Source organism: Curvibacter sp. GW821-FHT09D12, from assembly GCF_059416245.1.
On the sequence record NZ_JBWKOU010000036.1, the window covers coordinates 1 to 20,248 of the forward strand.

The 20,248-nt window shown below is 61.3% G+C and carries 19 protein-coding genes and 1 tRNA gene; 6 read left to right on the plus strand and 14 right to left on the minus strand.

Annotated features, from left to right (window positions below):
• Nucleotides 1-454: 454 nt before the first annotated feature.
• From AC07PT_RS28820 to AC07PT_RS28830, 3 genes are all read left to right on the plus strand, one after another.
• Complete coding sequence (locus AC07PT_RS28820; RefSeq protein WP_494658958.1) at nucleotides 455-1,636, plus strand: tyrosine-type recombinase/integrase; 1,182 nt, start codon at nucleotides 455-457, stop codon at nucleotides 1,634-1,636.
• A gap of 93 nt (nucleotides 1,637-1,729) precedes the next feature.
• Complete coding sequence (locus AC07PT_RS28825; protein ID WP_494658959.1) at nucleotides 1,730-3,436, plus strand: endonuclease NucS domain-containing protein; 1,707 nt, start codon at nucleotides 1,730-1,732, stop codon at nucleotides 3,434-3,436.
• 696 nt (nucleotides 3,437-4,132) lie between these two features.
• Nucleotides 4,133-5,116, plus strand: a complete 984-nt coding sequence (locus AC07PT_RS28830) for a hypothetical protein (RefSeq protein ID WP_494658960.1) — start codon at nucleotides 4,133-4,135, stop codon at nucleotides 5,114-5,116.
• Between the two features lie 176 nt (nucleotides 5,117-5,292).
• On the opposite strand, the gene AC07PT_RS28835 is transcribed toward AC07PT_RS28830, so the two are convergent.
• From AC07PT_RS28835 to AC07PT_RS28890, 12 genes are all read right to left on the minus strand, one after another.
• Nucleotides 5,293-5,997, minus strand: coding sequence for a hypothetical protein (locus AC07PT_RS28835; RefSeq protein WP_494658961.1), 705 nt, complete (start codon nucleotides 5,995-5,997; stop codon nucleotides 5,293-5,295).
• Nucleotides 5,998-6,064: 67 nt separating this feature from the next.
• Nucleotides 6,065-6,271 (minus strand): hypothetical protein, encoded by a 207-nt coding sequence (locus tag AC07PT_RS28840; RefSeq protein ID WP_494658962.1) that lies wholly within the window; start codon nucleotides 6,269-6,271, stop codon nucleotides 6,065-6,067.
• A 119-nt stretch (nucleotides 6,272-6,390) separates the two neighbouring features.
• On the minus strand, nucleotides 6,391-6,804 hold the full coding sequence (locus AC07PT_RS28845) for a hypothetical protein (RefSeq protein WP_494658963.1): 414 nt from the start codon (nucleotides 6,802-6,804) through the stop codon (nucleotides 6,391-6,393).
• Complete coding sequence (locus tag AC07PT_RS28850; protein WP_494658964.1) at nucleotides 6,804-7,187, minus strand: hypothetical protein; 384 nt, start codon at nucleotides 7,185-7,187, stop codon at nucleotides 6,804-6,806. Before AC07PT_RS28850 ends, AC07PT_RS28845 begins: the two co-directional genes overlap by 1 nt.
• Nucleotides 7,188-7,585: 398 nt before the next feature.
• Nucleotides 7,586-10,690, minus strand: a complete 3,105-nt coding sequence (locus AC07PT_RS28855; protein ID WP_494658965.1) for a P-loop NTPase family protein — start codon at nucleotides 10,688-10,690, stop codon at nucleotides 7,586-7,588.
• Between the two features lie 17 nt (nucleotides 10,691-10,707).
• The gene (locus tag AC07PT_RS28860) at nucleotides 10,708-11,472 is read right to left on the minus strand and encodes a DUF7146 domain-containing protein (RefSeq protein WP_494658966.1); all 765 of its coding nucleotides are present in this window, start codon (nucleotides 11,470-11,472) and stop codon (nucleotides 10,708-10,710) included.
• Complete coding sequence (locus tag AC07PT_RS28865; RefSeq protein WP_494658967.1) at nucleotides 11,469-11,648, minus strand: hypothetical protein; 180 nt, start codon at nucleotides 11,646-11,648, stop codon at nucleotides 11,469-11,471. Before AC07PT_RS28865 ends, AC07PT_RS28860 begins: the two co-directional genes overlap by 4 nt.
• A complete protein-coding gene (locus AC07PT_RS28870; protein WP_494658968.1) occupies nucleotides 11,645-12,010 on the minus strand; it encodes a hypothetical protein in 366 nt (121 codons plus the stop codon). Before AC07PT_RS28870 ends, AC07PT_RS28865 begins: the two co-directional genes overlap by 4 nt.
• Complete coding sequence (locus tag AC07PT_RS28875; RefSeq protein WP_494658969.1) at nucleotides 12,003-12,365, minus strand: hypothetical protein; 363 nt, start codon at nucleotides 12,363-12,365, stop codon at nucleotides 12,003-12,005. Before AC07PT_RS28875 ends, AC07PT_RS28870 begins: the two co-directional genes overlap by 8 nt.
• A gap of 241 nt (nucleotides 12,366-12,606) precedes the next feature.
• Nucleotides 12,607-12,936, minus strand: coding sequence for an Ogr/Delta-like zinc finger protein (locus tag AC07PT_RS28880; RefSeq protein ID WP_494658970.1), 330 nt, complete (start codon nucleotides 12,934-12,936; stop codon nucleotides 12,607-12,609).
• A gap of 16 nt (nucleotides 12,937-12,952) precedes the next feature.
• Complete coding sequence (locus tag AC07PT_RS28885; protein WP_494658971.1) at nucleotides 12,953-13,288, minus strand: helix-turn-helix transcriptional regulator; 336 nt, start codon at nucleotides 13,286-13,288, stop codon at nucleotides 12,953-12,955.
• Nucleotides 13,289-14,371: 1,083 nt separating this feature from the next.
• A tRNA-Leu gene (locus AC07PT_RS28890) sits at nucleotides 14,372-14,456 on the minus strand.
• 39 nt (nucleotides 14,457-14,495) lie between these two features.
• Between AC07PT_RS28890 and cysM the strand changes: the two genes are divergently transcribed.
• The 3 genes from cysM to AC07PT_RS28905 all read left to right on the plus strand — a co-directional run bounded on the left by cysM (nucleotide 14,496) and on the right by AC07PT_RS28905 (nucleotide 16,279).
• Complete coding sequence (cysM, locus tag AC07PT_RS28895; RefSeq protein ID WP_492348005.1) at nucleotides 14,496-15,398, plus strand: cysteine synthase CysM; 903 nt, start codon at nucleotides 14,496-14,498, stop codon at nucleotides 15,396-15,398.
• Between the two features lie 55 nt (nucleotides 15,399-15,453).
• Nucleotides 15,454-15,987 (plus strand): NUDIX domain-containing protein, encoded by a 534-nt coding sequence (locus AC07PT_RS28900; RefSeq protein ID WP_492348006.1) that lies wholly within the window; start codon nucleotides 15,454-15,456, stop codon nucleotides 15,985-15,987.
• A 64-nt stretch (nucleotides 15,988-16,051) separates the two neighbouring features.
• A complete protein-coding gene (locus AC07PT_RS28905; protein WP_492348007.1) occupies nucleotides 16,052-16,279 on the plus strand; it encodes a sulfurtransferase TusA family protein in 228 nt (75 codons plus the stop codon).
• A 115-nt stretch (nucleotides 16,280-16,394) separates the two neighbouring features.
• Here the strand turns inward: AC07PT_RS28905 and galU are convergent, their stop codons facing one another.
• Nucleotides 16,395-17,282 (minus strand): UTP--glucose-1-phosphate uridylyltransferase GalU, encoded by an 888-nt coding sequence (gene galU, locus AC07PT_RS28910; RefSeq protein WP_019578211.1) that lies wholly within the window; start codon nucleotides 17,280-17,282, stop codon nucleotides 16,395-16,397.
• Nucleotides 17,283-20,174 carry a valine--tRNA ligase gene (locus AC07PT_RS28915; protein ID WP_494658972.1) on the minus strand — a complete coding sequence of 964 codons (2,892 nt, stop codon included), beginning with the start codon at nucleotides 20,172-20,174 and terminating at the stop codon, nucleotides 17,283-17,285.
• Nucleotides 20,175-20,248: the final 74 nt, after the last annotated feature.

Sequence of the window (20,248 nt, forward strand, 5' to 3'; positions counted from 1 at the left end):
CGTCGTTCTCTCATCGTCCACACCCCCTAGTTTCTTCTGTTTTAAGGATGCGACAACTATTCTGACGCGGGGGGCCTTGTGCAGGGCGTGTTGCGTCGGGTGGATTTCAGTGGGGCTCGTGAGCTTGCGGTTTGTAAACAACCTCAACTCTCGGGGCCCCAGCGCCTCGATTTGAGGCCGAACTTCGGCCACTGGCGGCAAGGGCTGGTTGGGGCCAATGGGTTCCCCCAGATCTTGCTCGGCGTGGGGCTGTGCCCGAAGGGCTCGGGCAGTTTGAGTGCTGTATTCAGGGCAGAAAAGAAAAAAGCCGGACGGTGGTGAACCGTTCCGGCTTTATCTGTGGTGCCGGGGCCACTCTCACACTTTGGCTTGAAACCCGCATGAATACTGGGTTCTCGTTCTTGGCTGGCAAAATGTGCCCCCAAATGTGCCCCCAGCCCTTGAAGGTGCCCCCTTGAAACTGAACGATACGAAGCTGCGCAACCTCTCCGAACCTGGCAAATACTTCGATGGCGGGGGGCTCTATCTGGAGCTGACCAAGGCCGGCGGCCGGTACTGGCGTATGAAGTACCGCTTCAATGGCAAGGAAAAACGGCTGGCGTTTGGCGTCTATCCCGCTGTTGGCCTCAAGGCAGCACGCGAACTGGCCAACGAGGCCCGCAAGATCCTGCAGGACAACCTCGATCCGGGCGAGGTGCGCAAGGAAGAAAAGGCCAAGGTCGTCTACGAGGCTGGCAACACGTTGGAAACCGTGGCCAGGGATTGGCTTGAGCACCAGGCCGCCCGATGGGAGCCCATCACGATGGGCCGCATTCGGGCATCTCTGGAGGCCGACATCTTTCCCTCGCTGGGTTCACGTCCTATGGCGTCTCTCAAGGCCGGTGAGGTCATGGCCGCAATCAAGAGGATCGAGGCCCGAGGTGCTGGCGACCAGGCCGGCCGGGTGCTTCAGCGTGTGAAGGCTATCTATCGCTGGGCCGTCACCCATGAACGCATTGACGTGAATCCTATGCTTGACCTGGTTCCGGCCGAGATCCTCAAGCCTAGGGCGGTGCAGCATCGCGCGGCATTGGCCGAAAAGGAGCTGCCTGAGTTTCTGCGGCGCTTGGCGGCCTATGACGGGGCACCACACATCGTTCTCGGGCTGCGCATGCTGATGCTCACTGCATGCCGACCTGGTGAGGTGCGCGGTGCTCGGTGGGCTGAATTTGACATGGCCGGGGCCATGTGGGTTATTCCGGCCGAACGCATGAAGATGCGCCATGAGCACCGGGTGCCCTTGTCCAAGCAGGCCTTGGAGGTTCTGGAGGCGATGCAGCCCCTCAGCGGGGGGCGTGAGCTGGTGTTTCCGAGCCCGGTGTATCCCAGCAAGCCCCTGAGCGAGAACACCTTCAATTCGGCACTTGCCCGTATGGGGTACAAAAGCATTGCCACTGCCCACGGGTTCCGGGCGCTGTTTTCAACCGTGGCAAATGAGCATGGCTGGAACCCCGATGTGATCGAGCGGCAACTGGCGCACAAAGAACAAAATGAAATTAGGGCTGCGTACCACCGTACAACCTACATGGCAGATCGGATTAAATTGATGCAGTGGTGGGCAGACTATTTAAAGTGTGATGCCAAAGAGAAGGGCTAGTTTTTTGACTTGTGGATTTACTAAATATTCTTTTGTTTTGCTGAAGTTGGTTTTTTATTTTTCTGTTATTAATGATCTTGTATAGGGGTGAAGATGGAGCGCAAAGAAGCCGAAATTCGAGATGCCTTGAGTACAAGGCTTGATCTTCTTGAGCCTGGGTTAAAGCTAATTGAAATTGAACAATATTTACCTAATCCGCAAGGGACAAGAGGTTTTATTGATTTGTTTGCTCAGGATCGAGGTGGTAAGTATGTGCTTATTGAGCTTAAGCGGAGCGGCGCTGCGAGTCGTGAAGCCCTTCACGAGGTACTGAAATACCTTGAGGCTGTGAAGATTTGCCTCAGCGCTCGAGATGCGGAGGTGCGTATATTCATCGTCTCAACAGTGTGGTCAGAGTTGCTGGTTCCGTTTTCCTCATTTGTGAAGCGTGCTAAATGTGATGTAAAAGGGTTCGCTTTGGAAGTCGACTCAAAAAATATCCCAACTTGCGCTTCACCAGTCGTGCCTCTTGTGCTTTCGGAGGATCGATTGTTTGCGCCATGGCATGAATTGAATTTCTACGTAAATGAGTCTTATCTCAGGGAGGGAATTATTAGCTATGAGGAAAGTTGTGCTTGCAAAAATATAGATAACTTTGTGTTGGTGGTGATGGAGCCTCCAATTGATCATCATGAAAAATTAATGGCGGCTACGCGTGCGCAATTAGAGCGTCTGAAAAGGGATTTTGGTGAATCCGATGCGGCAAATAAGTCGGAAGAAATAGTTGCAAAGATGCCGGAACATAGATTCATAGTCTATTTTGCGCCTTTGCAGCTATCTAAGGATATTTGCTGGGATGCAATTCGAAAAGGTGCTTCGGACGAGGATTTGGAGGAGTTTGAGGAGTATGTGTCAGATATGCAAGGTGATGAACTGCTTTGCGCACTGCATGAAAAGATATATGAGGTCGAGCCACATGTAAAGCGAGACCGCTACGAGATTGGTTATCCGTCGAAATTTGGAGTCCGACTCCTCGAAGATGAAGGATGGGAAATTAATGCGGTGAGGCGCTACGGTACGTTAAAGGCAAACACTCTTCTTTCGGATGAGTCTATTATTCAAGATCTTAGGGGTGCTGATGGGAATAGTTTTCAAAAGTATCAAAAGCGATTTTCCCCATTGAATAAATTGGAGGTGGCTGAAGTGCGGGTGGGTACGCAAAGATGCCTGCGTGATAATTTGATTTGGCGAAATCAGATTGTTCGAGTTTTGGATGATTTTTTGCCGACCGATCCGGATGTGGTTGCGGAGCTTCATATTTTCAACCCAGCCAATCTCTGCTTGGCACTGAACTTGTCAAGCTCATCTGAGAATGGTGGGTTGTATGTCCCTAACTATAGACTTGTTCTTGAAAGGGGAGGGATTCCTTTTTGTATGATTTTTGGGTCAATGCGGCCGACCGGCAATTTGCCATCATTCACTGGTCTTTTAGATGAATACTATGAAGGGGATGGATACCGCTTCTTGATGAATCTCGGGTGGGGCGGTTACGAATCCAGGGATGTTCAAATATCTCAGTATTTGGGGATGGCGTACAAGACATTTAAGGTGTTAGATCTTCAGGATGAAGGCGTAAGTTATTTCGAGCTTACTGAAATGGGTTGGGAGTCTATTGATCCGATCACACTTACTTCTGGATTTAATGAGTTCATTGAGAGTAATCCGGATTTTGTTTTTGATGTGTGCAATTTCTATTCAAAACATTGGGATGGGGTCTTCATTCGCTACGATCGGGATGAGGTGAGCTCATTTCGTACTTGATGAGGATGTGTTTTTTATTTTCATTGCTGTGTTGGCGGACTCTAGGAGGTTTATATATGTGGTGATGTTGGGGTTTCGTATTTTTGAAAACAACATTGACAATTATGGGGTGGAATAAGCTATCTCGTCAGAGCCCGGCTAGCTTTGATCGGGGTACGGGATTTTTGAGTTTTTCGCCCAATGCGATGTCACTTCGTCGATTTGCGCCCCCCCCGGCGCGCTGTCGAGACCCCGCCCCGCCCCCAGGCTTTCTAGGCACCTTTTGACGGCGTTGTCTGCCCTAGTGTCTGCTAGACGCGGTGCGGGCTGGCAGCCAATTTTTAAGACTTATGAAATCACGGAATTTGACGAAAATTCACAAGAGGGCTGCGCATACGTATTGGGTCTTGTGACGTCACAGGCTCAGAAGATAGTCGGCCGAATCGCCGTCAGGGCCCCGTATCGGTTCCTGCCTTGAATGGTTCCGACGGGCAAGCCTGGACGTGGGAAGAGTAGGCTCTGGCTTATGCCTGAGCTGCTATCTGCCTCAACGGTGATCCGCTCACGATGCTCGCGTTTGGGAATCCAAAGTACGGTGGAAATTGGCAATTAAATTCGAAGCTTCTCGTATGTGCAAAGTGAGGCCTAGTTCCTACAATGCTCTATTTGCAAAGGGAGAGCAGGGTGAAGAGACCTAAAAAATCGACAGAGAAGTTCATGACGGAATTCGCCGTCAATCTTATTAGTGCGCGGTACTTGATGACCTCGGCCAGTCAGCTCATGTCAGGCGGAGAGATGCCTCTGAATGAGCTTGAGGTCTCGAAGAACTGCCACATCTACATGGTCGTTAGTAGGCCGGCCGTTCACTTTGATCCTTCAGACTTCTCGTATGTCGACGGTGTAATCTCAGGCTCGCTTGTCTACCGCGATGATGACGGCGAACAACGGCATCAATTTTCCCGCCCATTCCCGCTAAGAGACGGCGCGATTCGACTTGATTTGTCGCCGTACCCCCACAACGAAATTAGGACGTATGACTCGGAAGGCTGCGTCGTCCGCTGGATGGCGGCGAATGCGGTCAGCGTTGGCCAGACTCAGTTGTCTTATGAACACGCATTTCGCAAGCTCAAAGTGTTGTATGTTGGCCAGTCATACGCAGGCGGGCACAGCTCTGCGTTTGATCGCCTTCGAAAGCACGACACATTACAGAAAATTCTTGCTACCACCGCCTATGAATCGCCTTCGAGCGAAATCCTAGTGCTGACCTTCGAATACCTGCCGCCACGGATCATTAGCATGATGAATGGAATGGACAAAAGCTTGATCGGCGACGAGCGTGACGAGAAGCGTTTCTTCAAGGCGCTGGATGCAGACTTCAGCAAGAAGCTCCAGATCTCATTGGTCGAAGCAGCTCTCATCCGGTACTTCCAGCCGAAATACAACACTGTCTACAAGAAGAAGTTCCCCTCGCGCGACCTGAAGGTGCTCCAGGAGTGCTATCAGTACGACTTCTCCAGTCTCGCGGTGGAGATTGACACGTCTGAGCTAAAGATGGTGACGCACTCGGATGTTGTGGGAGCCAGCGATCACCACATCGCAAATTTCATGCTCACTGATGACGCTGCGCGAATGCAGTTCTTCGCGATGCGGAGCCGCCCCGGCGATGTTGACCTAACGACCCCTATTCCCGCGTCAACGTAGTCAGACTAAAGAGGTCTGGGCGTCGTCGGAGCCAGTGATTTGGCATATCGACAGCAGTCGCTCTTGGCAGATCTTGCTCATTCGTCCGCGCAATTGGGACCACGAAAAAGGGGCGTGCCCGCCACAGGACACGCCCCTTTGCTTTGTCATGCGCCTGGTCAGGCGCAGCCCCAGTCTCAGGCCTCAGCGGCCTCCTGCTGGGCGTTCCGCGCCTTGTGAATCTCCATCGGGCTCATGAACTTGCGGTTCGCAAACGGCCCCAGCTCCAGCGCCCCCAACGCCTCGATTGCCGGCAGCTCATCGGCCACCGGGTGGGCGGATGCCATGTCCTTGATGCAGTCCCACACAAACGCCTCACGCCGGGCCTCCGGATCGTCGGTGATGGTCAACAACCGGGGCAGCTCGCAATGGCGCACCAGGGCCAGCGCTCGGGCCAGCGGCTCGCCCATCTCTGCCAAGGCTTGATAGACCTGAAGGTGGGCATAGGCCTCGAAGGCCGCACGATGTGCGAGCAGATAGCTTTGGGCATCGGTGGAGGCCTGCACTTGGGGCTCAAAGGTGTTGGCCTCGCACTCGGCCAGGGCCAGGCGCAATTCTTCGGCCATGGTGGCCGCGTCGTTCTTGTTGAACAGGGCGTTTTTCACCTCCTTGGTCTGGGTGTAGTTCGCAGCAGCAAAGGCACGGCGGAAGAGGTCGTGTGAATCGGCCGCAGCCTGCTCATGGGCGGTGATCTTCGAGCGCAGTTCTTCACAGCGCTGCAGCAGCTCGGCATAGGCCTTGCCCGAGCCGGCCTCGTAGGCTTGGCGGGCCATGGCCAGGCGAATGAGGGCTTCCTTGTAGGTGTCTTTGGCCTTGGCGAATTTGTCGTGAATCGAGGTCATGGTGTATCCAGAAATTGAGAACGTGAGAGAGAGTGAGAGAGTGAGAGAGAAGAAACAGCCGAGCTGATTAGCAGTCCGTGAGATGGAAATGGGCCGTTTTGGCCTTGCCGTCGGCGGCGGTGTACTGCAGCGAGACCTTCGTGTCTTGGGCTGCAAATTCGCCCGTGATGTCGTTGAGCTTCTTGCGAGCTGCGGCGTATTCGCGGGTGGCTTCTTCGAGCTTTTGGCTAGCAGCGGTGAGGGCCATTCGGGCTTGAGATTCGTTGGCAAACATGGGTAGATCCAGTGAGAAAAATGGGTTGAAAAACTGTTGAAGAAAAGAAGACGTTGAGGGCGATCCAGCACCCCAGGTGAACCAGGCCAAGGCCCAGCCCACCCAGGACCATCACGGCCTCAATCGGCATCGAGCCACTCGATAAAGCCGGTCTCCTGCAGGTGGGCACGGGTCATCTGTCGCTGAACCAGCGAGAGCCGCCCCAGGACAGCGCGCAAGGCCTGGCGAAGGGCCTTCATGCGCTGCTCCAAGGCCTCCAGTTGGGCGCGCTCTGTAGCGCGTTCAGCGGTGTGCTTGCGGGCCTGCTCGGTGAGCTGGCGTTGAGCGGTCTGCAGCCGAGTGCGCAGGCTGTCGTCTTCGCGCTGCTGGGCCGTGTTGGCCACTGATGCCGCAGCAGGGGCTGAGGCCGGCGCCTGGCGTGAAAGCGCCTCGCGCACTTCGTAATACTCCACAGTAGCAAGTGCGGCCTTGAACTGAGCGCGGCGCTTGTCGCGGTAGCGGCGCTGCCGCTCGGCAGGGGTGAGGCGAGCCATCAGTAGTCCCCCCCGAAGTCACGATGTGCCTTGAACCAGTCGCAGCGCTGCAGCACATCCTTCATGGGGACCATGCGAGGGCTCACGCCGGGCATGTTGCCCCTGGCGGCCTCAGCGCAACCGCCATAGGGGCGGAAGTGCCGGCACTCACTGCAGCGCCTGCGGTCGTCTCGCAGGCCAGCCGCATCGAGCAGCTCAGCCAGGGCGTCACGCTGGGCCTTGATGGCGTCGCGCAGCTCCTGGGTCAGCAGGCTGGCAGGCGTTACCCGCAGGGCGCCCGAGGCTTCCAGCTCCACCGAAATCCCCAGCTCGCGCAGGTAGCGCAACAGGGCTTCAGCGTCCTTCGTTGTTGAGGTGTCGCCCGCGATCTGCGGCGCGGCCATCGAAATCTCGACGCGCCCGTGAGGCTCCACGACCCCATGAAACCCACCAAACCCACCAATTCGGGCTTGGTCGGTGCAGCCAATTGGCAGCTTGTCGGCAGAAATCTCGGCGCGTCCTTGAGGCTCCGCGACCCCATAAAACCCACCAAACCCACCAATCCGGGGTTGGTCGATGCGGCCCATTGGCTGCCCTTCGGCAGAAATCTCGGCGCGGCCTTGAGGCTTCACGACCCCATGAAACCCACCAAACCCACCAAAGTGCAGGGGTGCAGGTGCAGCGGTGTTCACGCGAGGGGGCGCGAATTTCGGCGCGCCGGTAAGGCGCCGTGAACCCACCAATCCCACCAAACCCACCAAATCGAGGCTCACGGGGCCCGAGCTGAGTGCAGATGAAAGCATCAGAACACCTCCATATCGTGGGCGGGGCCGGCCGAGGCCTGGCGTGCTGCCTGACCTGTAGCCTGTTGCGCTGCCTCGGGTTCTGCCTGCTTTGCAGCCTGGCGCGCCTTGGCCCGCTTCTGGGCCTCTTCTGCAACCCGCTGAGTCAGTGCTGAGGGCGGCTCGCCCTGATGGCGGGCCAGGTTGACGGCCCAATGCAGCACACCGCTGCGCAGCCCGACACGCGAGAACAGCTTGCCCCCGACGATGCGCCCGGTCATGCGCTCAATCCAGCGGCCCAGCATGCGTGAGTTGATCTTGCCTGCCTGGCCCGCGATGTCCTCCATCGCCACCCCCAGGCGCTCGTCCGTGTCCGCCCTGCGGATGGCCAGGCCCACCGTCGTTTGCATGCTGCCAAACACGCTGTACCAAGACTCCAGCAAGGCCGCCAGCTTCGTCGTCTCCGGGTCTTGCTCAAACGCCCGGGCAGCAGCCTCCATCGGGTCTTCAAGCGCTGGCAAATCCTCCGAGCCGTCGGCCGCCACCAGGCCCGCCAGCCAGCAAATCGGCTGCCGCACCAGGTCGTCCCACTGCTCAAAGCTCGCGGTGCGCCCCTTGGCCGCCTTGGGCCGGCCTGCTGTGATGTAGGCCCGCACGATGGTGAGCGCTGCCACCACGTACTGCAGCCGCTCGGCCGAGATCATCTGCGCCGGATCGAATGAGAAGTCTCGGGTGTAAGGCTTCTCGCTCTGGGCATCAATGCGGGCCGTCAGCACCCGCCTGCAGGTGTCCGAGGTCATGCGCAGGTTGTTGCCCGTGGCGATGAACAAGGCCCGGTTGGGCAGCGTCACCGTCTCACTGCTGCCCAGGATGCGGTCTGCAAAGGTGGGCGCGGTCAAGAACGCATCGAGCGAGGCCGAGCCCAGGGGCTCACGCACGTTGTCCCACAAGACCACGCGCTGGCCTTCGCGCAGCACCGCAAACAAGCGCTTGCGCGTCTCTTCGTCGGTGTCGGCTGGGGGCAGCACCGCAGGGTCTGAGCCCATGGCCATCACCCCAATGCAGCGCGCCAACAAGGTCTTGCCGCTGCCGGCTGCCGGGGCGTCCAGGCCAATGCCTGGCGTCGTGGGCAGACTGGCCCGCAGGGCTGCAGACAAGAGGCCATGCAGCACCACGGCCCGGCTCACATCATCCACCAGCGGGAACAGCGCAAAGGGCCGCCAGAGATACCGCAAGGCGTTGAGCGCGTCCGTGGGGCTCGGTGAACTCGGCACCCTGGGCGGGTTCGGGTGCTCACAGTAGTACAGCAGCCCCGAGCCCTCGTCATGGCCGGGCCGGTCCAGAATCGAGCCGTCCACGCGCAGGGTCGGTGCTGTGACCACGGCCACCAGCTTTCTGAACCCCCGCTCTCCGTGCTTGGCCAGGATGGCCCGGGCCACCCCCAGCGGCGCGTCTTCGGCGCCTTCGTCCGTCACGTCATCGCCCGCTGAATCTTTCCTCCTACGCACCGAATAGAAGTCACACACCCGGCCCATGTGGTCGGTCAGCCAGTCGGGCGACACCGGGCGGGCCTTGCCCTCGCTCACGTAGGCAATGGCGCCTTCGCCATAGTCGAACAGCTCGCCCCGGGACTTGAGGACCGACAGCACCGCGTCGGTGGTGGCCACACGCATGCCTCGGCCCACTTGTACCCGGGCGGACTGTCGCATCAATTCAAACCGCACCCCACCATGGCGGTGCGTGTACAGGTAGGGCCGCTGCCCGCTCTTGAGGTTCACCACGGCCACGCGCCGGTCTTGGTCCGGGTCCAGCGGGTCGGCGAACTGGGCGTTGTGCCAGCGGTCGGGCAAATCCAGGATCTCGCCCACCGACACCGATTGCCCGTCCGCCGCCGTGAGCATGAAATGCCCCATGAGCACGCGCTTCTCGCTGGCCCGAATCAGCACATCGCGGGCCTTCTCCAGGGGGATGCCGCGGCGCTGCGCCAGGGCCGGCGCCTTGGCCGAGGCCCAGCGCTCGCGCTGGGCAGCGCACTGGCTCGCAATGGCCTCTCGCTTGGCCTTCTTCAAGGCCTGCACCCGCTTCAAGGTCTCGCTGTCGGTCTCGATCAACGCCAGGTCAAATAAGGCGTTCCCGTCTCCGTGGATCTGCGGCGCAGCGGTCGGCCGGCTCAACCCATCGAGCAGCACGGGCGGTGCGCAGAAGTCCAGGCGTTCGGGCTGCCACACCGTGGCATCCACCAGGCTGCGCTCCAGGGCCTGGCCAGCTCGGCCCACTTCGTGCCAGCCCTGGCCAGCGGCCCAGAGAAGAGCAAACAAGGTCTTGCCGGCATCGGGGATGCGCGAGGCGTCGCGCACCGGGATGTACAAGCGGTGCCGGTTCAGACCTGAGAGCACGCGCCCGTCTGGCGCCTGCACCCCAGCCGAGCAGCTCGGGCGCCAGAGCATGGGCGCAGTGGCGAGAGCCGGGCAGGCGTCAATCAGGCGCTGCCGCAGCTCGTCGGCGCTGAGCTCGCCATTCGGGCAGCCGTCGTGGTCCAGCATCATCACGCCCGGCCCGCGAGGGTAGGCGAAGTGCTGGCGGGTGCGAGAGATGGCCGCAGGCGCCCCCGGCTCGGTGAGCACGGCCTGGCCAGCCTGCGCGTCCTGCACATCACGCTCGGGCGCAATGGCCACGTGCTCTTGCTGGCAGATGCCCCAGCTCACGGCCTGGTCAGGCGTGAGGCTTTCGAGGATCTGGGCCAGCTCGGCCAGGTTCAGGGCCTGCAGGCGTTGAGCCAGGCCGCGCATCATGCCGGCCGACGATTGCTTGTTGAGGGTGCCGTCCCGGTTGAGGCTCAGCACCTTGGTGAGGCGCTCGGGCTCAGTGGAGGTGAAGACCGTGAACTGCAGGGCGGGGCCTTGCGTGGTCAGGGGCTTGGCCGCCTTCACGCGAGGGGCAGGTGAAGGCGCTGCAGGGCTCGGTGTGGCCTTGGCCGCAGGGGCCTTGCGGGTTGCCTTCGGGGCTGCCTTGGTCGCGGCTGAGGTGGCGGCCGCCGTGGTCGTTTCTGTGGCGTCCGAGGAAGGTACAGACGTGTTCGTGCTTGCCGCGCCCGATTCGATGGCGCTGGCCTTGTTCTTTGCCATGGTGAATCCTTGAGTTGTTAGCGCGGTGCGCGGGTGTCTTGCACGGGCTCGCTGGGCGAGTCGTGGTGTGGGCTGTCGTCGGCCGTCTCTGGCGGCGCTTCGATCGAGTGGGCTACTGCTTCCACGCCACAGGCCGAGGCCTTGCGCAGCAGCTCCGTCACCGGCCTGGCGTCCACGTTGTCAACGAAGGCATGCAGGGTCGTGAGTCCCCGGGGCCATCGGAACGAGGCCAGGGCCTCGGTGCTCAGCACCGCCCAAAACGGCAGGCGCGTGGCGCGGCTTGCCTGCAGGGCAGCGCGCAACCCAACGGCCACTCCCAGGCGTAGCTCTTTGCCCTTGAGCTGCGGGGGGCACAGGCGAATGGAGGCGCCTTGCACCTGGCCATCCACGCCCGTGAGCTTCATGAAGCTGGGCACAGGGGCCGGGTTGCCTTGCGCATCGAGGTACACGCGCAGCAAGGCCACCGTGTGGAGCTGGGTCATATGAAAGGGCGCGAACTCCACTTGCAGCGCTGCCAGCAAGGCCGGGTGCGAACCGCAAGCCAGGGGCTTGCCGGCACCGTCAAAGTGCCAGTAGTCCAAGGTCGGATGAAGTCGAAGCGTGTCGGGCACGGCTCGGGCGTTCAGGCCCTGGCACTGCAGGAAGCGGTGGGCCGCATCGCCCGTGCGGATGGGTTGCGACTCGGCCCAGAGCTGCGCGATGCGCTCGCGGTTCTGTTCGTAGGCATGGCGGCGCTCGGCCTGCAGTTGCAGGGCAGGAAGGCGCACAGGGTAGGCGGTCATGCGTGCCCCCTTGCAGCTTGGCTGCGCAGGTTTTGGACGCTGAGCACACTGAGTGCTCGCACCTGTCCAAAGCGATCAAAGGCCAGGGTGCCGGCCGAGGCGCTGGAGCTGGCCAACTGGGTGTAGCGGTGCAGCTTGCCGCCCTGGTCCACCACGCGGATGAGATAGGCCTTCATGCTGCCCTCCCTTGGGTTGCGAGGGATTCGCGCAGGTTGGAGACGGTGGCCTCTGTGGCTTCAAGGCGCTGGGCCAAGGCTTCGTTGACCAGGCGCACCAGGGCGCCCAGTTCGTGGCGCTGCGGGGCCACGTCTTTGCAGTCGCTGGTCTTGGCTGGGCTCAGCAGTTTCTCAAGGCCCACATAGGCCTGCAAAACGTCGTGCAGGTTGGCCACGTCGTCGGAGACTTCGAGGGCCCAGGATGAGGCAGCGCGGGCCTGCCGATGGGGCAGGGCGGCGACGTTGGGGGTGTGGTGTGCCTGGTCGTCGGAGTCGATGCCAGGTGTAGGGGCGTGCGTGTACGCACGAGCGGAATTAGCCATGAATGGCCTCCAAGAGCTTCGGTTTGCTAAAACCGTCGCCCTCGTGACCAAACGATGGCGGCGGCTCGACGGGTTGGTCAACCGGGAAGCTCTTGCGAGAACCGGCAGGCCCTTGCGGGCCTCCCGTCGAGCCGCCAAAAAATGGAGGCGCGAGCGAAAAAGCCGCAGACCCTGTGCGGTGGCTGCGGCTTTCGTCGCAGAGCTTACTCGGGTGACCAAACCCGATCACGCCTTTTTTTGACGTGACGGGAAAAGTATAGCTCGCGTTGGTGGGTTTGGTGGGATTTGGTGTGTTGCTGGCAGCGAATCGACGCACCAAAATTTGCCGCGCCTGCTCAAAGCGGGTGCTGTCCAAGCCTCGCGCCGTGGTGGGTTTGGTTGGATATGGTGGGTGTTTGACGGCGAATCGGCGCGCCAAATTCGGGGCACAGGTCTGCGAATGCAGGGTGCTGGCCAGGGTCAAGAAACAGGGCTTCGAGGTCATGTTGAAGGGCGTTCGGGTGAATTCGGGTTGTTTTGGGCAAAGTTCGTCCCGCAGGGCCTCAAAACGGGCTCCGCTCAGTGGGAAATCGGGGTGGGGGTCTAGGGCCTGAGCGCTATGCGCTGGACGCCGTGACAGGGGGTGTTGGAAGGCTTGAGCGCTGCGGTGGCAGGGGCTCGGGCTCTGGGGTATCTGCGGCCTCGGGCAGGGTGTTCATCTGCTCCACGATGGCGCTGCGGTTGATGTTCTTTCCAAGCGGCAGGCGCACGCTGGGGTCTGGGGTGGCAGAAGGCGAGATGGTGCGCAGCACTTCGGCGCCGGTCATGAATGTGTGCCCGCATTGGCCATTGGTGCAGATCAGGAACAGCTCGCGCAGCGTGAGCGTGAGCTGGCGGCTGGTGCGCACGGTGGCTTTGCTTCGGCAGTGAGGGCAGATGAAAAGCATGGGCGGGTCTCCCTTCTCAAGCGGCGGCGTGTTGGGCTGCGCTGGCCTTCAGCGCACGGCCTCGGGGCGCTTTACGCATGGCGGCTGGCGGTGCTACCGGAATGGGCGTGGCGGCGGCCGGGCGCTGGGCAATCCAGGCGTCAATCTCCGACTCGCGCCAGGCCACGGCGTGGGCGGTCAGGTTGACGGCAGCGGGGAAGGTGCCTGCTTGGATGGCTGCATAGATGCTGCTGCGGCCGAGGCCGGTCATGTGTTTGACGTCCGCCAGGCGCAGCAGGCGGTCGCGGTATTGGCGCAGCGGCTGAGCTGCTGCGGTGTCTTTGGCAATCTGGATGTCGGTGGATGAGTGCATGCCTCTATGGTCATGTACGGACGGCTATGGAAATCTGAGTGCTGGTTGTGTACGGGCCGTACACAACCAAAGGTTGCGCAGATTGGCATCGTTGGACGTGGGTGGCGACATTCCGAGGGCCTGCGCTTGGTGGGTTTGGTGGGTTTTATGGGGTCGCGGAGCCTCAAGGCCGCGCCGAAATTCGGGCCGTCGGCTGCTCAGAGGTCGTTCACCGCACCCCCTGCTTGGTGGGTTTGGTGGGTTTTATGGGGTCGCGGAGCCTCAAGGCAGCGCTGAAATTCGGGCCGTCAGCTGCTCAGAGGTCGTTGACCGCACCCCCTGCTTGGTGGGTTTGGTGGGTTTTATGGGGTGGCGGAGCCTCAAGGCCGCGTCGAGATTTGGGGCCGTTGGCTGGTCAGTGGTCGTGGCCGCCCCCCCTGTTTGGTGGGTTTGGTGGGTTTTATGGGGTCGTGAAGCCTCAAGGCCGCGTCGAGATTTAGGGCCGTCGGCTGCTCAGAGGTCGTTGACCGCACCTCCTGCTTGGTGGGTTTGGTGGGTTTTATGGGGTCGTGAAGCCTCAAGGCCGCGCCGAGATTTGCGGCCATCGGCTGGCCTCACCAGTTTCGAGCGCTCCGATGGCGGCAGCTTGGATAGGCCATATGGATGCAGGTGCAGGCTACCAGGCGGGTCGTGGCGCACCGGCCTGTAGTGCTTTCCAGCCGTGTGCGTGGGGGCACATCCGTGTTGAGCTGGGGGCACATCCATGAATCGGATGTGCCGGGCGGCTTCCAGTCAATCGACCTATAGCCGTTAAAGTTTTTTTGCCAGATTGGGCAAATCCTGGGTTTTCCTCTGGGGAATGGCTCGAAAGCGGGCTTCTATGGCTTGCCCGCGTCCTGTCTGATCAAGTACGGCTACAGCCCGGGCTCCCCCCCTGGGGGCATATAAATGTGCCCCCAATTTGGGAATTTGTGCCCCCAAATGTGCCCCCAAAACTCGCGGATGCGGGCGGACTTGTCTGGAAGAGTACGGACAGCGCGAGAGCTGTTTTCAGAGGAGAAATGAAAAAGTCCGGAAGAGTTTGGACTCTTCCGGACTTGTTCGTGGTGCCCGGGGCCGGAATCGAACCGGCACGCCTTGCGGCGGGGGATTTTGAGTCCCCTGCGTCTACCAATTTCACCACCCGGGCAAAAAAACGCTAGAACGAAATTATGGCACAGTGTTGGGCATGAATTACCCAACCATTGAAGATGCAGTCGGCAAAACGCCGTTGATTGCGCTGCAGCGCATCGGTGTGGCCGACAACCAGCGGCGTGGCAATGTGGTGTTGGCCAAGCTGGAGGGCAACAACCCGGCAGGTTCGGTGAAAGACCGGCCGGCACTGTCGATGATCCGCCGTGCCGAGGAGCGGGGCGAGATCAAGCCCGGCGATACCTTGATCGAGGCCACCTCGGGCAACACGGGGATTGCGCTGGCGATGGCGGCGGCCATCCGGGGTTACCGCATGGTGTTGATCATGCCTGAGGACCTGTCGATCGAGCGTGCGCAGACCATGAAGGCTTTTGGTGCCGAGTTGTTGCTGACGCCCAAGAGCGGTGGCATGGAGTACGCCCGTGATCTGGCCGAGCAGATGCAGCGCGAGGGCAAAGGCCGGGTGCTGGATCAGTTTGGCAACGCCGACAATCCGCGCATCCATTACGAGACCACCGGCCCCGAATTGTGGGAGCAGACCGGCGGGCGCATCACCCACTTCGTGAGCGCCATGGGCACCACCGGCACCATCACCGGTGTGGCCCGGTTTCTGAAAGAAAAGAACCCGGCGGTGCGCATCATCGGTGCCCAGCCCAGCGAGGGGTCGCGCATCCCGGGCATCCGCAAGTGGCCCGAGGCTTACCTGCCCAGCATCTATGACGCCAGCCTGGTGGATCAACTGGTCTACGTGTCGCAGGACGATGCCGAAGAGACCTGCCGTCGCCTGGCGCGTGAAGAAGGTATTTTTGCCGGCATTTCTGCGGCCGGGGCCTGCTGGGTCGCGCAAGAGATTGCACGGGGCTGCGAAAACGCCACCATCGCGTTTGTCGTGTGCGACCGGGGCGATCGCTACCTGTCCACGGGCGTGTTTCCGGCCTGACAGCGCAGGCCAACGCCGTTCAACACCGCTTGCCGATCGCCCGAGGAGGGGTTTCATGGCTGCAGAATTCCGCTTTTGTCCGCAATGCGCCACGTCGCTCGAATGGATCTCTCAGGCTGAAGACGGGGGCGACAAGCTCCGGCTGCGTTGCATGGCCTGCGACTGGACGCACTGGAACAACCCCACGCCGGTGCTGGCCGCCATCATCGAGTACCGGGGGCAGGTCTTGCTGGCCCGCAATGCGGCCTGGTCGGGGCGCATGTTCGCCTTGATCACGGGCTTCATGGAGGCCGGCGAAACCCCCGAAGAGGGCATTGCGCGCGAGATCAAGGAAGAGACCAACCTGGATGTGTTGTCGCTGGACCTGGTGGGGGTGGCTGATTTTCAGCGCATGAACCAGGTCATCATCACCTACCACGCGGTGGCCGAGGGCGAGATCAGCCTGTCGCCCGAGTTGGTCGAATACAAGTTGCTTGATCCGCAGGATGTGATGTGTTGGCCGGCCGGCACCGGGCTGGCCCTGGCCCAATGGTTGCGGGCGCGTGGCATCGAGCCGCGCTTCATCGAGTTTCCACGACGCGAAGATTGATCGGCCATGATCGCCATCCACCGGGCTGGTCCTGCGTAGAATTGCCCAAGACTGAGGAACCCAGATGGACATCCACAAAGAAATCGACACGCGTGGCCTGAACTGCCCGTTGCCCATCCTGAAGGCCAAGAAGGCGCTGACGGACATGCTGAGCGGCCAATTGCTCAAGGTGGTGGCCACCGACCCGGGCTCGACACGCGACTTCCAGGCCTTTGCCAAGCAGACCGGCAACGAGCTGGTGGAGCAGAAGGCCCAGGGCGACGAGTTCATTCACGTGCTGCGCCGCCGCTGAGCCGGGCACGTCGCCAAACAAAACAGCCACCCGGGTTGGAGCCCGGGTGGCTGTTTTTTTAAGCGTCACGTTGACTGGGGGCAGCGCTTTGGGGCCAGGCCTGGCCCCGGGGGCCTCAGAGCGTCAGGCCCTTGAGGTATTCGCGGAAGCCGGCGCCCACCTCGGGGTGTTGCAAGGCCAGTTCCACGGTGGCTTCCAGAAAGCCTTCCTTGCTGCCGCAGTCGTAGCGCTTGCCTTCGTACTGCCAGGCGTAAACGGCCTCGGTGGTCATCAGGCGGGCGATGGCATCGGTCAGCTGGATCTCACCACCGGCACCGCGGGGCTGGTTGGCCAGCATGTCGAAGATGGCCGGGGTCAGCACGTAGCGGCCCGCCACGCCCATGCGTGAAGGGGCAACTTCGGGCATGGGCTTTTCAACAATGTGGCTGACCTTGAGCACGCGGTCATCCACCGGCTCGCCCACCACGATGCCGTAGCGGCGCACGTGTTCCAGCGGCACTTCCTGCACGGCCAGGATCGATCGGCCCAGCTTGGCAAACTGGCGTGTCATCTGCGCCATCACGGGCTCGCCACCGGCAGAGGCGGACATCAGGTCGTCGGCCAGCAGCACGGCAAACGGCTCGTTGCCCACCAGGTGGGCGGCGCACAGCACAGCGTGTCCGAGGCCCATGGAGCGGGGCTGGCGCACGTACGAGAAGGTCATGCCCTCGGGGCGCAGCTCGCGCAGTCGGGCCAGCATCTCGGTCTTGTGAGCGGCTTCGAGTTCGGCTTCCAGTTCGTAGGCGGTGTCGAAGTGGTCTTCGATGGCACGCTTGCTGCGGCCGGTCACGAAGATCATGTGGTCGATGCCCGCGGCATGGGCCTCTTCAACGGCGTACTGGATCAGCGGCTTGTCGACCACGGGCAGCATTTCCTTCGGGCTGGCCTTGGTGGCCGGCAGGAAGCGCGTGCCCAGCCCTGCGACCGGAAAAACCGCCTTGCGAACAGTCTGCTTGATATTCATTTATTTCATCCTCCTGAGTTGATCTTCGATACCGGCCAACTTGGTCGAGAAGTCGGCCATCCGCTTTTTCTCTTGTTCAATCACCGCCGGTGGGGCCTTGGCCACAAAGGCTTCGTTGGACAACTTGCCTTGCGCCTTCGCAATCTCGCCTTCGAGGCGGGCCGCCTCTTTGGCCAGGCGGGCCTTCTCGGCGGCCACATCGATTTCCACGAACAGGCACACCCGGGCCTGACCCACCACGGCCACCGGGGCGGCCTGGGCGGCTTCGGCCCATTCGGCTTCGGTGGCGAACAGCTTCACTTCGCTCAATTTGGCCAGTGCCTGCAGTATGGCGGCCGATTGTTGCAGGAAGGTGGCTTCCTCGGGCTGGCTGGCCACGGCCAGCAAGGGCAGGCGGGTGGCGGGCGACACGCCCAGCTCGCCACGCAGGTTGCGGCAGGCATCGACCAGGGCCTTCAGGCGCTCGACATGTGCGATGGCGTCGGGGTCGATCTTGGACGGCTGCGACTCGGGGTAGCGCGTCACGCTGATCGATTCGCCCTGGAGGCCGGCCACAGGGGCCACGATTTGCCACAGTTCTTCGGTGATGAAAGGAATGATGGGGTGCGCCAGACGCAGGATGGCTTCCAGCGTGCGGATCAGCGTGCGACGGGTGCCCCGTTGTTGTGCCACATCACCGGTCTGGATCTGCACTTTGGCGATTTCCAGGTACCAGTCGCAAAATTCGTTCCAGACAAAGTCGTACAGGCGGTTGGCCACGTTGTCGAGGCGGTATTCCTCAAACCCCTTGGCCACATCGGCCTCGACCTGTTGCAGCACCGAGGCGATCCAGCGGTCGGGCTGGCTGAAGCTCATGTAGCCATGGGCCTTGCCACCCACGGCGCAGTCGGCCTTGGTGTGCTCCATCAGGCCGCAGTCGTGGCCTTCGCAGTTCATCAGCACAAAGCGGGTGGCGTTCCAGAGCTTGTTGCAGAAGTTGCGGTAGCCCTCGCAGCGCTTGCTGTCGAAGTTGATGCTGCGCCCCAGCGAGGCCAGCGCCGCAAAGGTGAAGCGCAGCGCATCGGCACCGTAGGCCGGAATGCCTTCGGGGAACTCTTTCTGGGTGTTTTTGCGCACCTGCGGGGCGGTTTCGGGCTTGCGCAGGCCGGTGGTGCGCTTCTCCAGCAGGGGCTCCAGCGAGATGCCGTCGATCAGGTCCACCGGATCGAGCACATTGCCTTCCGACTTGCTCATCTTCTTGCCCTGTGCATCGCGCACCAGGCCGTGGATGTACACATGCTTGAAGGGCACCCGGCCCGTGAAGTGGGTGGTCATCATGATCATCCGGGCGACCCAGAAGAAGATGATGTCGTAGCCCGTCACCAGCACGGTGCTGGGCAGGTACAGGTTGAAGTCGTCGGTGGCCGAATCGCCCTGGTTGGGCCAGCCCAGTGTGCTGAAAGGCACCAGAGCCGCGGAATACCAGGTGTCCAGCACGTCTTCGTCGCGGCGCAGCGTCTTGCCCGGGGCCTTGGCCTGGGCTTCGGCTTCGTTGCGGGCCACGATCACGTTGCCGTCTTCGTCGTACCAGGCCGGAATCTGGTGGCCCCACCACAGTTGGCGGCTGATGCACCAGTCCTGGATGTTGTTCATCCACTGGTTGTAGGTGTTGACCCAGTTCTCGGGCACAAACTTGACCTCGCCGCTGGCCACGGCGTCGATGGCCTTCTGGGCGATCGATTTGCCCGTGGGGTCTTGCTCGCTGACCTTGCTCATGGCCACGAACCATTGGTCGGTCAACATCGGTTCAATGACCTGGCCGGTGCGGGTGCAGCGCGGCACCATCAGCTTGTGCTTTTTCACCTCGACCAGGGCGCCGGCGGCTTCCAGGTCGGCCACCACGGCCTTGCGGGCCACAAAGCGGTCCAGGCCCTGGTATTTGGCGGGGGCGTTCTCGTTGATCTTGGCTTCGAGCGTCAGCACGCAGATCATCGGCAGGCCGTGGCGCTGGCCCACGGCGTAGTCGTTCTGGTCGTGCGCCGGGGTCACCTTGACCACGCCGGTGCCGAACTCACGGTCCACGTAGTCGTCGGCAATCACCGGGATCTCGCGGTCGGTCAGCGGCAGCTTCACCATCTTGCCGATCAGGGCGGTGTAGCGTTCGTCTTCGGGGTGCACCATCACGGCCACGTCACCCAGCAGGGTTTCGGGGCGGGTGGTGGCCACGGTCAGGCTGCCCGAGCCATCGGCCAGCGGGTAGGCGATGTGCCACAGGCTGCCGTCTTCTTCTTCGCTTTCAACTTCGAGGTCGGACACGGCCGACATCAGTACCGGATCCCAGTTGACCAGGCGCTTGCCGCGGTAGATCAGGCCTTGCTCATACAGGCGCACAAAGGTGTCGGTCACCACGCTGGAGAGCTTGTCGTCCATCGTGAAGTACTCGCGGCTCCAGTCGACGCTGTCGCCCATGCGGCGCATCTGGGTGGTGATGGTGTTGCCGGATTTCTCTTTCCACTCCCACACCTTGCTGACGAAGTTCTTGCGGCCCAGGTCATGGCGGCTGAGCTTTTGCTCTTGCAGCTGGCGCTCCACCACGATCTGGGTGGCGATGCCGGCATGGTCGGTGCCAGGCACCCAGACCGTGTTGAAGCCTTTCATGCGGTGGTAACGCGTGAGGCTGTCCATGATGGTCTGGTTGAAGGCGTGACCCATGTGCAGCGTGCCGGTCACGTTGGGGGGCGGCAGCTGGATGGCGAACGAGGGGGCGTCCGCCTGGGCCGCGCCGGTGCCGCGGAAGCCGGCGGCACCGTAGCCTCGCTTTTCCCATTCGGGGCCCCACTGGGCCTCGATGGCAGCAGGTTCAAAGGATTTCGAAAGGCTGTTCAGCCCGGGCTGTTGAATGGTGTCGCTCATGGCGTGGCAAATGGAAACGGCACCCTGGGGTGCCGTTGGAGACTGTTGCAGGATGAGGCCGATTTTAGCGGCCC

Excerpts from the sequence above, each read along its gene's own strand:
- AC07PT_RS28855 (WP_494658965.1), bottom strand. The coding sequence starts at position 10,690 with ATGGCAAAGAACAAGGCCAGCGCCATCGAATCGGGCGCGGCAAGCACG.
- AC07PT_RS28825 (WP_494658959.1), top strand. The coding sequence starts at position 1,730 with ATGGAGCGCAAAGAAGCCGAAATTCGAGATGCCTTGAGTACAAGGCTT.
- galU (WP_019578211.1), bottom strand. The coding sequence starts at position 17,282 with ATGAATATCAAGCAGACTGTTCGCAAGGCGGTTTTTCCGGTCGCAGGG.
- AC07PT_RS28860 (WP_494658966.1), bottom strand. The coding sequence starts at position 11,472 with ATGACCGCCTACCCTGTGCGCCTTCCTGCCCTGCAACTGCAGGCCGAG.
- AC07PT_RS28835 (WP_494658961.1), bottom strand. The coding sequence starts at position 5,997 with ATGACCTCGATTCACGACAAATTCGCCAAGGCCAAAGACACCTACAAG.
- AC07PT_RS28900 (WP_492348006.1), top strand. The coding sequence starts at position 15,454 with ATGGCTGCAGAATTCCGCTTTTGTCCGCAATGCGCCACGTCGCTCGAA.
- AC07PT_RS28880 (WP_494658970.1), bottom strand. The coding sequence starts at position 12,936 with ATGCTTTTCATCTGCCCTCACTGCCGAAGCAAAGCCACCGTGCGCACC.
- AC07PT_RS28885 (WP_494658971.1), bottom strand. The coding sequence starts at position 13,288 with ATGCACTCATCCACCGACATCCAGATTGCCAAAGACACCGCAGCAGCT.
- AC07PT_RS28850 (WP_494658964.1), bottom strand. The coding sequence starts at position 7,187 with ATGGCCGCGCCGCAGATCGCGGGCGACACCTCAACAACGAAGGACGCT.
- AC07PT_RS28845 (WP_494658963.1), bottom strand. The coding sequence starts at position 6,804 with ATGGCTCGCCTCACCCCTGCCGAGCGGCAGCGCCGCTACCGCGACAAG.
- cysM (WP_492348005.1), top strand. The coding sequence starts at position 14,496 with ATGAATTACCCAACCATTGAAGATGCAGTCGGCAAAACGCCGTTGATT.
- AC07PT_RS28830 (WP_494658960.1), top strand. The coding sequence starts at position 4,133 with ATGACGGAATTCGCCGTCAATCTTATTAGTGCGCGGTACTTGATGACC.
- AC07PT_RS28870 (WP_494658968.1), bottom strand. The coding sequence starts at position 12,010 with ATGGCTAATTCCGCTCGTGCGTACACGCACGCCCCTACACCTGGCATC.
- AC07PT_RS28905 (WP_492348007.1), top strand. The coding sequence starts at position 16,052 with ATGGACATCCACAAAGAAATCGACACGCGTGGCCTGAACTGCCCGTTG.
- AC07PT_RS28865 (WP_494658967.1), bottom strand. The coding sequence starts at position 11,648 with ATGAAGGCCTATCTCATCCGCGTGGTGGACCAGGGCGGCAAGCTGCAC.
- AC07PT_RS28840 (WP_494658962.1), bottom strand. The coding sequence starts at position 6,271 with ATGTTTGCCAACGAATCTCAAGCCCGAATGGCCCTCACCGCTGCTAGC.
- AC07PT_RS28915 (WP_494658972.1), bottom strand. The coding sequence starts at position 20,174 with ATGAGCGACACCATTCAACAGCCCGGGCTGAACAGCCTTTCGAAATCC.